16 protein-coding genes are annotated in these 11890 nt (G+C 71.0%); 15 read left to right on the top strand and 1 reads right to left on the bottom strand.

Annotation, left to right across the window (positions count from 1 at the left end):
• Positions 1-4: 4 nt before the first annotated feature.
• From ACZ4WV_RS21820 to ACZ4WV_RS21750, 15 genes are all read left to right on the top strand, one after another.
• Positions 5-1015: an ABC transporter permease gene (locus ACZ4WV_RS21820; protein WP_465749123.1), complete on the top strand. Its 1011-nt coding sequence runs from the start codon at positions 5-7 to the stop codon at positions 1013-1015.
• On the top strand, positions 1015-1824 hold the full coding sequence (locus tag ACZ4WV_RS21815; protein ID WP_465749217.1) for an ABC transporter permease: 810 nt from the start codon (positions 1015-1017) through the stop codon (positions 1822-1824). Before ACZ4WV_RS21820 ends, ACZ4WV_RS21815 begins: the two co-directional genes overlap by 1 nt.
• A gap of 64 nt (positions 1825-1888) precedes the next feature.
• Entirely contained in the window at positions 1889-2974 is a 1086-nt protein-coding gene (locus ACZ4WV_RS21810) for an ABC transporter ATP-binding protein (protein WP_465749121.1), read from the top strand.
• Positions 2975-3076: 102 nt separating this feature from the next.
• Complete coding sequence (locus ACZ4WV_RS21805; protein WP_465749119.1) at positions 3077-3757, top strand: HAD family hydrolase; 681 nt, start codon at positions 3077-3079, stop codon at positions 3755-3757.
• Between the two features lie 7 nt (positions 3758-3764).
• The gene (locus ACZ4WV_RS21800; RefSeq protein WP_465749117.1) at positions 3765-4085 is read left to right on the top strand and encodes a DMT family transporter; all 321 of its coding nucleotides are present in this window, start codon (positions 3765-3767) and stop codon (positions 4083-4085) included.
• An 87-nt stretch (positions 4086-4172) separates the two neighbouring features.
• Positions 4173-4664: a hypothetical protein gene (locus ACZ4WV_RS21795; protein WP_465749115.1), complete on the top strand. Its 492-nt coding sequence runs from the start codon at positions 4173-4175 to the stop codon at positions 4662-4664.
• A 161-nt stretch (positions 4665-4825) separates the two neighbouring features.
• A complete protein-coding gene (locus ACZ4WV_RS21790) occupies positions 4826-5128 on the top strand; it encodes a WXG100 family type VII secretion target (RefSeq protein WP_465749113.1) in 303 nt (100 codons plus the stop codon).
• Entirely contained in the window at positions 5125-6450 is a 1326-nt protein-coding gene (locus ACZ4WV_RS21785; RefSeq protein ID WP_465749111.1) for a WXG100 family type VII secretion target, read from the top strand. The genes ACZ4WV_RS21790 and ACZ4WV_RS21785 overlap by 4 nt, the downstream gene beginning before the upstream one ends.
• Complete coding sequence (locus ACZ4WV_RS21780; RefSeq protein ID WP_465749109.1) at positions 6440-7126, top strand: hypothetical protein; 687 nt, start codon at positions 6440-6442, stop codon at positions 7124-7126. Before ACZ4WV_RS21785 ends, ACZ4WV_RS21780 begins: the two co-directional genes overlap by 11 nt.
• Positions 7123-8019, top strand: coding sequence for a hypothetical protein (locus tag ACZ4WV_RS21775; RefSeq protein WP_465749107.1), 897 nt, complete (start codon positions 7123-7125; stop codon positions 8017-8019). The genes ACZ4WV_RS21780 and ACZ4WV_RS21775 overlap by 4 nt, the downstream gene beginning before the upstream one ends.
• 13 nt (positions 8020-8032) lie before the next feature.
• On the top strand, positions 8033-8455 hold the full coding sequence (locus ACZ4WV_RS21770; RefSeq protein WP_465749105.1) for a hypothetical protein: 423 nt from the start codon (positions 8033-8035) through the stop codon (positions 8453-8455).
• A gap of 65 nt (positions 8456-8520) precedes the next feature.
• On the top strand, positions 8521-9114 hold the full coding sequence (locus ACZ4WV_RS21765; RefSeq protein ID WP_465749103.1) for a hypothetical protein: 594 nt from the start codon (positions 8521-8523) through the stop codon (positions 9112-9114).
• Between the two features lie 149 nt (positions 9115-9263).
• Positions 9264-9818 carry a hypothetical protein gene (locus ACZ4WV_RS21760; RefSeq protein ID WP_465749101.1) on the top strand — a complete coding sequence of 185 codons (555 nt, stop codon included), beginning with the start codon at positions 9264-9266 and terminating at the stop codon, positions 9816-9818.
• Between the two features lie 60 nt (positions 9819-9878).
• Positions 9879-10439: a hypothetical protein gene (locus ACZ4WV_RS21755; protein ID WP_465749099.1), complete on the top strand. Its 561-nt coding sequence runs from the start codon at positions 9879-9881 to the stop codon at positions 10437-10439.
• 86 nt (positions 10440-10525) lie between these two features.
• On the top strand, positions 10526-11272 hold the full coding sequence (locus ACZ4WV_RS21750; RefSeq protein ID WP_465749097.1) for a hypothetical protein: 747 nt from the start codon (positions 10526-10528) through the stop codon (positions 11270-11272).
• Here ACZ4WV_RS21750 and ACZ4WV_RS21745 read toward each other — a convergent pair.
• Complete coding sequence (locus tag ACZ4WV_RS21745) at positions 11242-11757, bottom strand: pyridoxamine 5'-phosphate oxidase family protein (protein ID WP_465749095.1); 516 nt, start codon at positions 11755-11757, stop codon at positions 11242-11244. The two genes, ACZ4WV_RS21750 and ACZ4WV_RS21745, sit on opposite strands and share 31 nt — an antisense overlap.
• Between the last annotated feature and the right edge of the window lie 133 nt (positions 11758-11890).

Here is an 11890-nt window from a genome sequence, read left to right as displayed (position 1 = left end):
TGAGATGACCACGGCTCCCACCCCGGTGCCGGCCACCGCCTCCGCCGCGAACAGCGGCGGAGGCACCACCGCCGGCCCCGCCACCCCCGCCCAGGCCCCGGCCGCCGCCACCGTCGCCACCCCGGCGACCACGGCGACCGCCCGGGCCCCCCGCCCGGCCAAGCGCCGGGCCGGCGGCAGCCACGCCTGGCTCGCCGCCCTCCCCCTGCTGCTCTTCTTCGTGATCGGTTTCGGCCTGCCGGCCGTCGCGATCGCCATCGGCGCGTTCACCACCTCCTCGGACGCGCCCGACGGCGGCGGTGCCTTCACCACGGACAACCTCACCGGCTCGCTCCAGGGCGCCTACTGGACGGCTCTGTGGGGCAGCGTCAAGCTCTCCCTGCTGACCGCGCTGATCGCCACCGTCGTCGGCCTCCCGCTGGCCCAGGCCGTGGCGACCTCCCGCTTCCGGGCCTTCCGCGAAGCCGTGATGTCCGCCTCCGGCGTGCTCGCCAACTTCGGCGGCGTCCCGCTGGCCTTCATGTTCGTCGCCACCCTCGGCAACTCCGGCGAGGTCACCAAGAAGCTCGGCCTCACCAAGCACGGCTGGAACCTCTACACCTTCTCCGGCCTGTCGGTGGTCTACCTGTACTTCCTGGTCCCGCTGATGGTCATCACCATCACCCCGGCCCTGGAGGGCCTCAAGGCCCAGTGGCGCGAGGCCGCGTACAACAACGGCGCCACCGCGCCGCAGTACTGGCGGCACGTGGCGCTGCCCGTCCTGCTGCCCTCGCTGCTCGGCGGCTTCGTACTGCTGTTCGGCGCCTCCTTCGCCGCGTACGCCACCGCCGAGGCCATGGTGGGCAGTTCGGTGCCGCTGATCTCGATGCAGATCGGCGACGCGCTGTCCGGCAACGTCCTGGTCGGCCAGGGCAACCTCGCCCTCGCCCTCGGCCTCGACATGATCGTGGTCGCCTGCCTGGTGATGGCCCTGTACCTGCCCCTTCAGCGCCGGAGTGCCAAGTGGCTCGCCTGATCGAACGCATCCGTTTCGGCCGCGGCCTGATCCTGCTGGTCTGCGGGATCTACTTCGCGGTGCCGATGGCCGCCTCGCTGTGGTTCAGCGTCGACGACAACAAGGGCGGCACCACCTTCCGCGCCTACACCCAGTTGCTGAACGCCCCCGGCTTCACCGACAGCCTGGTGCTCAGCCTCGAACTGGCCGCCGTCACCGTCGCCGTGCTGCTGCTCCTGCTGGTCCCGGCGGTGCTCGCCGCCCGGCTCGGTGCGCCGAAGCTGCGCCCGGTGATCGAGGTCATGTGCTCGATGCCGCTGGTCGTACCGGTCGTCGCGCTCACCACCGGCATCATCGGCGTGCTGCGCTGGGGCCCGGACTACCTCCAGGACACCCCGCTGTTCCAGACCATCGTGGCGATCCAGGACCCGGACTTCCCGATCGTCCTGGTCATCGCCTACGTGCTGATGGCGCTGCCGTTCGCCTACCGGGCGATCGACGCGGGCCTGCGCGGCGTGGACGTGGCCACCCTGGTCGAGGCCGCCCGCAACTGCGGGGCCGGCTGGCTGCGCGCGGTGTTCACCGTCGTCCTGCCCAACCTGCGCAGCGCACTGCTGAACGCCGCCGTGCTCACCGTCGCCCTGGTGCTCGGCGAGTTCACCACCGCGTCCATCCTCGGCTTCTCGCCCTTCTCGGTGTGGATCAACTCCAACGGCAAGAGCGACGGCCAGATGTCCGTCGCGGTCTCGATGCTCAGCCTGCTGATCGTCTGGGTCGTCCTGCTGCTGATGTCCGCGGTCGGCCGGGGCCGCAAGGCCGCCCGGTCCTGACCGCCGCGGCCCGGCACTGCCGGCCCCGGTCCAACCCCCCTTTGTTTTCCAGGAGTCACCAGCCATGACCACGGCCACCGCCCCCGTCACCGGCGTCGCGCTCGCCCCGGGCAGCGCCACCGTCGAGTTCCGCTCGCTGCGCCGCTCCTTCGGCGCCACCACCGCCCTCGACGGCCTCGACCTGACCGTCCACCCCGGTGAACTCGTCGCCCTGCTCGGCCCGTCCGGCTGCGGCAAGACCACCGCGCTGCGCATCCTGGCCGGGTTCGAGCAGCACGACTCGGGCGAGGTGCTGGTCGACGGCCGGGACATCACCTCGATCCCCGCGCACAAGCGCGACGCGGGCATGGTGTTCCAGTCGTACAGCCTCTTCCCGCACCTGAGCGCGCTGGACAACATCGCCTTCGGCCTGCGGATGCGCGGCACCGGCAAGGCCGAACGCCGCAAGCGCGCCGAGGAGTTGCTGGAGCTGGTCGGCCTGCCGCACCGCGCCGGCCACTACCCGCACCAGATGTCCGGCGGCCAGCAGCAGCGCATCGCGCTGGCCCGCGCACTCGCCCTGCAGCCGCGCGTGCTGCTGCTGGACGAGCCGCTGTCCGCCCTGGACGCCAAGGTCCGCCTCCAGTTGCGCGAGGAGATCCGGCGCCTCCAGCAGGAGCTGGGTATCACCACCCTGTTCGTCACCCACGACCAGGAGGAGGCGCTGTCGATGGCCGACCGGGTCGCGGTGCTGCGGGCCGGCCGGCTCGAGCAGTGCGCCACCCCGGCCGAGCTGTACGGCCGCCCGGCCACCGCCTTCGTCGCCGAGTTCGTCGGCACCATGAGCCGCATCCCGTGCACCCGCACCTCGGACGGCGTCGAGGTGCTCGGCCGCCGGCACGCCGTGGACGGCACCCTCCCGGCCGACGGCGACCTCCAGGTGCTGGTCCGCCCGGAGAACGTCACCCTCACGCCGTCCGGGACCGGCCCGGCGCTGGTGATCACGGCGTCCTTCCTGGGCGCCGTCACCCGGCTCACCGTCCGCCTGGACGACGGCACCGAGGTCAAGGCCGACCTGCCCACCGAGGCCGCCGCCGCCCTGCCGGCCGGCTCCCGCGCCGACCTCACCCTGCCGGACCGCCCGGTCCTGGTGGACCGCCGCACCGTCTGAGAGCGGCAGCCGGAGAATCCATCGCGGGGGCCCCTGCAGGGAGGACCGCGTCCTGCCATGTCCCGCCCCCGCGCCGTCCGAGGAACCACCGAAGGTACCGCCATGCCTGAATCCGTGTCCGCACTCCCCTCCGCCGTCCTCTTCGACATGGACGGCACCCTGGTCGACACCGAGCAGCTCTGGTGGCAGGCCGCCGCCGAGCTCGCCGAGGAGCTGAACCACCCGCTCACCGACCAGGACGCCCCCGAGGTGCTCGGCCAGGCCGTCGAGCACACCGCCGCCCACCTGCACCGGGTCAGCGGCACCGCCCGTACCGAGGCCGAACTCGCCGCCCGGCTGGGCGAGACCTTCGCCGGCAAGGTCGCCGCCGAGACGGTGCCGCGCCCCGGCGCGCTCGCCCTGCTGGCCTCGCTGCGCGAGGCGCGGGTGCCCACCGCGCTGGTCTCCGCCTCCCCGCGCCGGGTGGTCGACCTCGTGCTCTCGGCGATCGGCCGCGACTGGTTCGACGTCACCCTCGCCGCCGAGGACACGCCCCGCACCAAGCCCGCACCCGACCCGTACCTGGCCGCCGCGGACCGGCTCGGCCTGGACCCCGCCGCCTGCGTCGCCGTCGAGGACACCCCGACCGGCGTCGCCTCCGCCACCGCGGCCGGCTGCGCCGTCCTCGCCGTGCCGTCCACCGCCGTCCCGATGCCCGACGGCGACCGGATCACCCTGCTCGCCAGCCTGGAACAGGCCGATCTCGCGCTGCTCGGGAAGCTCTGCGTCGCGCCGACGGTTTGACGGCGACATGTCCTACGTCCTGCTCGCCCTCGCCATCATCAGCGAGGTCTGCGCCACCAGCTGCCTGAAACTCACCGAGGGCTTCACCCGCCTCTGGCCCAGCATCGGGGTCGGCATCGGCTACGCGCTCTCCTTCTTCCTGCTCGGCCGTGCCCTCAAGCACATACCGGTCTCCGTCGCCTACGCGGTCTGGTCGGGCGCCGGGACCGCGGCGGTCGCCGGGATAGGCGTGGTCGCCTTCGGGGAGTCGCTGGGCAGACTGCAGTGGCTGGGACTCGCCCTGGTGATCGCCGGCGTGGTCGTGCTCAACCTCAAGGGCGGTCACTGACTCCTCGTCAGTTCGCCTGCCGCCGGGCCGGAGTGGAAAGTCGAAAGCACCGACTTCCCGCTCCGGCCCGTTCGCTACTGTGTCGCCATGACGGACCCCAGGCCCCACCACTACCGTTTCGCCCACCGCGTGCTCTCCCGCCAGGTGCTGGAGTTCGGCCCACGGGTGGCCAGACCCGCACCGGACGGCGGCAGCCTGCTGCCCGTCCTCACCGGCATCTGGGACGACCTCGGCCAGAGCCTCCCGCCCGAGGACCGGCTGTCCAGCCACGGCCTCGACTGCCGCCACCTCACCACCGACGACCACGCGATGCTGCTCGTCACCCTCCCCACCCCGGTCGCCTCCACCGAGGCCCACTTCGCCGCCGCCGTCCTCCCCCGGGGCGCCAAGGCCGTCCGCTACCTGACCCTGGAACACTCCTTCAACCCCTTCGACGGCAGCATCGGCACCGTCCTCGGCGAATGGACCACCGAGAGCCACCTCAACCACGGCCCCGGGCCCTCCCCCGTCGCCGAACTCTTCATCGCCGCCGTGGCGCAGCTCGCCACCCCGGAGAAGCGCGGCTTCTGGCGCCGCTGAACCCGCGGCCGCGGCCCGCCCGGCCCGCCCGCCCCGCCCCGCCCCGCCCCGCCCCGCCGTCAGGATTCCGTCCGCGTCCCGGCGGAAACCGGCACCACCGATCACCCATCCGGCCACCGGCGTTATGCTCGGCCGGTCCGACAACCGACGCATCGGGGGAGATGATGGCCGATTTCACGGTCAGCCCGGAGCTCCTGGCCCAACTGGCCAAGGACCTCAAGGGCTGCGGCGACGAACTCGACCAAGGACTGAAGGCACTCAAGGAAGCGAGCCGCGACGGACTCGGCTTCGACTTCCTGGAAGACGCCGGCAAGCACTTCCAGGAGAAGTGGGAGTACGGCCTCAAGAAGGTCCGCGAGTGCGTCAAGGTACTCGACGACGGACTGGACAAGGTCGCCCAGTCCTACGACGGCACCGAGAAGTCCATCACCAAAGCCCTCAGCCCGGCGGCGGGGCAGTCATGACCGACCCCAAGCCCCAGCCCGACTGGTCCGGCCTCGGCTTCAACCCCGCCCCCGGCGACCCCGGCGCCGTGGCCGGCCTCAGCGGAAGCCTGCGCCGGGTCTCCCAGCACCTCACCGGCGTCCACACCACGCTCTCCCAGATCTCCGCCAACCAGGGCGAGTGGACCGGCGACGCCGCCAAGGCCTTCGCCGGCCAGTTCGGCAAGCTCCCCGGCTACCTCCAGGACGCCGCCGACTCGATCACCGCCGCCTACCAGGCCCTCGACACCTGGTACCAGACGCTGAACGAACACCAGCCCAAAGCCATCGAGTTGGCCCGCGCCGCACTCACCGCCAAGCAGGACAAAGAACAGGCCGAACAGGCCCACCGCACCGCGGCCGTCGCCCCCGACCTCGAACTCGCCGGCAAGAGCTTCCCCGACGACGCGTCCCTCGCCGCCGCCGAAAAGCGCTACAACGCCGCCAAGAACCACCTCGACCAGGCCGCCAAACTGGTCAACAGCGCCACCACCACCCTCACCGGCCTCCAGAACCAGGCCCACGAACTCGCCGAGAACCACAAGTCCGACGCCCACAAGACCGCCACCGCCATCCGCAAGGCCGCCGACAGCAAGGCCCCACCGGAGCCCGGCTGGCTCAGCAAGGTCGGCAACTGGCTGAAGAACCACGGCGCGGACCTGCTGACGGTGGCGGCGGGCGTCTGCGGCGTCGCGGCGATCTTCTTCCCTGCCTTCGCCCTGCCGGCGATCCTGCTCAGCCTGGCGGCAGCGGGTGGGCATGCCTCCAAGTACATCGCCGAAGGAACGCTCCTTCCGCCGCAGAAGTACATCGGCAACTGGCTGACACTGGGCGGCGACCTCCTCGGCGCGATCCCCGGAGCAGGCGTCGCCAAGTCCGGTTGGACCGCCGCCCGGGAGGCGAGTGCCGCTGGCGCAGGCCTGCGCGGAGCGGTGAGTGCCGGGAAGACCGAAGTCCGGATGGCCGCGCGGGCCGCCGATCCTGCAAGTCCGGTCTTCACCAAGACGATCGAGAAGCAGGCAGTCAAGTACGGAGTGTCCAAGGAGACGGCGATGAACATCTCCGACGGCGTCCAGGCCGCCACCACCGCCGGACTCAACGCACCGACCGCGTACGCGCTCACCAAGGACAATCCGACCGACGATCTCAACAGCGCGGTCAACTACACCACCGGGGCCAACAACGTGGTCGGATCCGTCGGCGCCGTCTCAGGCGGCGGAAAGCTCTACCCCGTGGTCGGCACGGTGACTGCCGTCGGCAGCCTGCTCGGCATGGGCGGATGGGCGGCGGGCTATGGCCGTTGACATCGCCGAGAACACGGCTCCCACCTTCTGGCTGTCCCTGCCGCCGGGCTTCACCCCCCTCGACCTGGACGAGGACCCGGGCGTCCGGATGGAACGCACCGCAGAGATGCTGGACACCGTCTTCGCGGCTGCTCGCCCCGAACAGAGGCTCAGCGCCATGATCGCCGCCGAGACCGCGCTGCAGGCTCAACTGCGGGAGGGCGCCGTCCACGTCTCCAGCTGCCTGGTCCGAGCCGAGGACGGCGAACCCATCCACGGCATGCTCGCCGTGTTCCTCCGCCCTCAGGAACTCGGCCCGCGTGACAGCTACCCCGCCCGCGTCGCCGAGGACCTGGCCGAGGCCTGGCCGGACGCCGACGTCGGCGTGGTGGACCTGCCCGTCGGCCGGGCCGCCCTCGCCGCCCGGGAGCTGACCGTCCCGGTGCCCGGAGCGGTGTGGGGCGTGCCCGAGCCCACCGTCAGCACGGTGCGCCAACTCGAACTGCTGATCCCCCACCCGTGGAGCCCCCACGTGGTCGCCGCCGTCTTCACCACGGAGCACATCGACTACTGGCCCGAGTGGCTCCCGCTGCTGGCGGCTGCCTTCCGGGGAATCTCCTTCCACCCGCCCCGGGACGAGAGCCTCGACGACCTGCCGCCCGAGCAGTGGGACAACATCCGGAAGGCCTTCGGATGACCGTCACCCGAGACGACCCGGCCGCGCGCACGGGCAACGGATGGCTCCGCCGCGCCCTCGCGCTCCTCACCATCCTGAGCTGCCTGTTCGTCGGAGTCGTCCTCGCCTACGTCTACGTCGGCACCCTCCTGTCCGTCGTCCTGGGATTCCTCTACGTCGTGGCGGTGGGCGTCGGGGTCTCGAAGCTCGGAGAGCCCGGCAGCGGCCCGGAGTCGAAGGATGTCGGCGCCTCGGTGGTCCTGGCAGTCCTCGTCCTCTTGATGGCCACAGGAGCGGGTACCGACGTCTGGCACAACATGGTGCTGTCGTCCGGCCGGGACGTGCACGCCGTGGTCGTCTCCGAGCACGTCGAAAGGTCCATCCACGGATCGACGACGGAGTACACCCTCGCGTCGACGGGGGAAGGAAACGTGCCCGGAGGGCCGTTGCGGCCCGATTCCGCGCGGTTCAAGCCCGGCGACACGGTCACCGTCCGGGTGGACCCGGCCGGACGCGTGGCCCCCAAGCTCCCCGGGGAGGCCGACTCACTGGCCTCCCTCTGGCTCGCCATCGGGCTCAACGCGGCCTTCGCGCTACTCCTGCTGTGGTTCGCCCATCCCAGCAGCCGACGCCCGGCGCCACGCCCGGCCGGGCGTTGGCGGGAGGACCTGCGCCGACTCGACGGACTACCGCTCGCCGCATTGGCGACGGCCGTCTCGGCGCCCTGGCTCATGCTCTTCCTGCTCGTGCGAGGCAACCTCGGCCTGGCCCTGATGGTCGCCATCCCCTACCCGATCGCCGCACTGGCGGCTGACGGTGCGCTGGTGCGCGACGAGGACCGGAAACGGCCGCAGGGGCTGGTCCTCCTCCTGGTCGTCATGGTCTTCGCCCTCCTGGGCGGCCTGCTGCCCTGACATCGGTGAAGACTTGCGTTCGAATGGCAAAGCGATCGTCGTCACACCAACCATCCACAACCCCGCACCACCGGCCGACATCTCATCCCTCACTGCCGACGGCCGCGACAGGAGTATGGGAGATGACGGGATGCCAGGTGACGGCGCGAAGGCCAGCGGACTCGGAGTCGCCGGCTTCATGCAGATGTACCTCAGTGTCGAAGTCGCCTACGGCACCCTCGCCCGCATCAAGGAAACCATCCGGTCAGCCAGCTGGTGGGAGGACGTACAGCAGAGGTTCGAGCGGATGCTCGCAGAACGGAACATGACCCGGGGCGAGTACTGCGAGAACACCTGGATCGACCTCGAGATCGACGAGGAGATGTACGAATACCTGGAGAAGCTCCACACCTATCTCTTTCTCGACCAGGGGGATCTCCCCCTGCCGCCCGACTGATGGGCAGACCAGCTACTCGCGCGAAGGGTCCAGGACCTCACGCCAGTTCCGATGCTGTGCAGTCGATGGTCGACCGACTCAAGGCCGTCAAGTGGAAGACACCCGGCGAAGCCTACGACAAGGGCTACTCCCGCGCCGCACTCATGAAGGAGTACTTCCGCCGAGCCGCGCTCTGGCTCGACGGCTACGGAGAACCTGAACGGTGGCCCTTCTTCGACCTCGCAGAAATCGTGAACGCCGACATCCGAGTCGACCCGGCAGTGATCGCAGACATCGAGGACTTCATCGATGATGCCTGCGGCTCGTCGTACGCAATGGACAGCGGCGCCGCCGCCGTTCAGTGGGCCGCCCTGACCAACACGCCCGGAATACAACTGCCGTCACTGCCGGACCCCTTCGAACCCCTCCTTCGACTCTACGAGCGCGGCGGCGCCGGCTTCTCCTTCGCCAACGGCTTCATCGACTTCGGCGTGATCATGGTGAGGCGCGGTAACTGGCGCATGCACTTGTCCCCGACCCCCATCATCGAGCTGAACGACGAAGTCCTCGACTCGCTGGACGAACGCAAGTGGGCCGAACTCAACGCGCTAGCAGATCGCAGCAACCACTCGACGGGCCACGGCTTACCGAACTCCCGGGAAAGGGACACAGGACACTAGCGTGCGGTGGAGGATCGCTTGGCCGTGATCAGATACACCTGCCTGGAAGGGCACAATGCCCGCTGACGGTGACCGTTGGCGACCCCGGCCGCGCCGGAGCCGCCAGCGCGCCGAGCTGCGAGAGCGCTCCACGAAAGGTCATGACGTCCGTGAGTTCCGACGCTGTGCAGTCGATGGTCGACCGCCTCAAGGCCGTCAACTGGAGGTCACCCGGCGAGGCCTTTGAGAAGGGCTTTTCCCGTGCCGCACTGATGGAGGAATACTTCCGACGTGCCGCGCTCTGGATCAACGCCTATGGGGAACCGCGCCGGTGGCCCTTCTTCGACCTCGCGGAAATCGTGGATCCCGACGTCCGTGCCGACCCGGCGGTGATCGCGGTCATCGAGGACTTCATCGACGAGGCCTGCGGCTCGTCCTACGCCGTGGACAGTGGCGCGGCCGCCGTCCGCTGGGCCGCCCTGACCAGCGCGCCCGAGGTACGACTGCGCCCGCTGCCGGAGCCGTTCGAGCCCCTGTTGCGACTCTACGAACGCGGCGGCACCGGGTTCGCCTTCGCCAACGGTTTCGTCGACTTCGGCATGATCATGGTTCCGCGCGGCAACTGGCGCATGCACCTGTCCCCCACTCCCGTTGTCGAGCTGAACGACGAAGCCCTCGACGCGGTCGATGCGGAAGGCTGGGCTCGGGTCAACCGCGCCATATAGAGCACGACGGTCGGAAGGGGCAGCAGCACACCGATGAAGGCGAGTCGCACCGACGCCCTCATGGATCGCCTGGCCGCGATCAGGTGGTTCAACCTGGAGGGCCACAACGCGCATGCAGCCTCCATATCTCTGCTGATGATCGAGTATCTGCGCCGGGCCTCGCTCTGGGCCGAGGTGCTGGGCGGTCCGCCGAAGTGGCCCATATTCGATGTCGCCGGGGCCCTCGCACCGGAGGTTCAAGTGGACCGCGAGGTTGCCGAGTGGCTTGAGGAGTTTCTCCTGGCGAACGTCGGTGGCATCTCTACCGAGAACGCCTGCCGCGCGGCCGTACGGTGGGCAACCTTGCAGGACACGCCGGGAGTTCGACTTCCGGGCCTTCCTGATCCGTTCGAGCCCCTCATCCTGCTGTACGAGCGAGGCGGAGAGATCATCCCTGACGAGAGCTGGGCCTACAACTTCGGCATCCGGCGAGTGCAGATCAAGCCCTGGCACGAACACTTCGCCCCGGAGCCGGCAACGGCCCTCGACCCCGCCACCCTGGACGCCCTGGACGCCCTGGACGCCCTGGACGCCGAGTATCACCAGGCCCGCGCCCAGCGCGGCTGCCCGACCGCAGGCTGACAGCCGCCCCCGCCCGTGGCGTCGCGCCGGGCGGGCGTACGCTCCACTCCGTCGCGCCGGGGGGCGACCGACGAGTGGGGGAAGGCATGGCGGGGACGAGGGGCCGGCGTGGGACGGTGGTGTTGACGGCCGGGTTGGTGGCGGCGGTGCCGGTGGGGACGTTCGGGCTGGTGTTGGTGAGCACGTACGCCGGTTGGGGTCTGGCCTGGTTGCTGGGGGTGGCGGTCGGGCTCGCGTGGGTCGCGGGCCTGGTGCGGCTGCTCGGGGTGGCGGGTTGTTGGGTGGCGGGGTTCGGGGCGATCCTGTGGCTCATGGCGCTGGGGGCCGCCACCTCGGCGCGGGACGCGATGGTCCTGGATGCCTCGGGGGTGACGGTCACCGCCCGGATCGCGGCGGCTCACGACTACCCGCAGGGCAGGCATCCCGGTTCGACATACGACCTCGCGGACGAGCACGGCGTGCCGCTGCCGGGCGGCGCGGTGTTCGCGGCCCTGCGCTCGCACGCGGTCGGGGACCGGCTCACGGTCCGGTACGACCCCAGGGGTGTCGCGGAGGCGCGTGTTCCGGAGGAGGTCGACTTCTCCAGGGACGCGGCCCTGGCGCTGGCCTTCAACGCCGCCATGATGGCGGCCACCGCGGGCCTGGGCGTGGCGGTGATCCGCCACGGCCGTCCGCGCCGGGTGCCGTTCCGCCGCGCGAGCGGCGGGGGCGGCGGGGGCGGCGGAGGCTGCGGCGGCGGGGATAGGGCCGGTGCCGGGGACGGCGGCGCCCCTCTGGAACGCCGCGCGCCCCCGGCGGTGACCTACTCCCGCACCACCCGGGCCCGCAGGTAGTTGCGCCGCCCGAAGTTGGGCTCGTCCACCGCCGTCAGCTCCTCCACCTGGAACCGGTACAGCGCCGCCGCGCCGCCCCCGGTGAGGAACTGCCGCCGGACGTCCTCGTCCTGCGCGAAGGAGGGGTACCGCCCCTGGTAGGCCGCGAGCGCCTCCTCCGCCTGCCGCCCCCGGGCTTCGCCGGCGCTCCCGGTCAGCTGGAGTCCGCGCAGTTGCTCGCCGTAGACCGGCGGCGGCAGGAAGACGGTGGCGGCGGCCCGGGCCTCCTCGGCCAGGTGGTGGCTGTGCCGGGTGGAGCGCTCGCTGACGAAGTAGAGGACGAGGTCGTCGTCGTGGGCGAAGAAGGCCAGGTTGGCGTGCGGCCCGTGTTCGTGGCCGGCGGTGGCGAGGGTGAGCACCATGGCTTCGGCGAGCAGTCCTTCGACGCCCTTGTGCAGTAGGTCGCCGGGCCAGTCTCCCTGGGTGATGTCGAGTCGGTACGGCATGGGGCACTCCCTCCGCTGGCACGCCCGGGGCCTTCGCGCCCCGGGCACGACTGAGCCGGGCGGGTGCCCCGGTGGGGGCTCCACGCCCGGCTCACATGCTCCACCCGCCGTCCGAAACCGGACAAGGGGCGGG

The organism is Kitasatospora sp. NPDC029312 (assembly GCF_055569215.1).
This window is presented reverse-complemented; position numbering and strand designations above follow the sequence as displayed.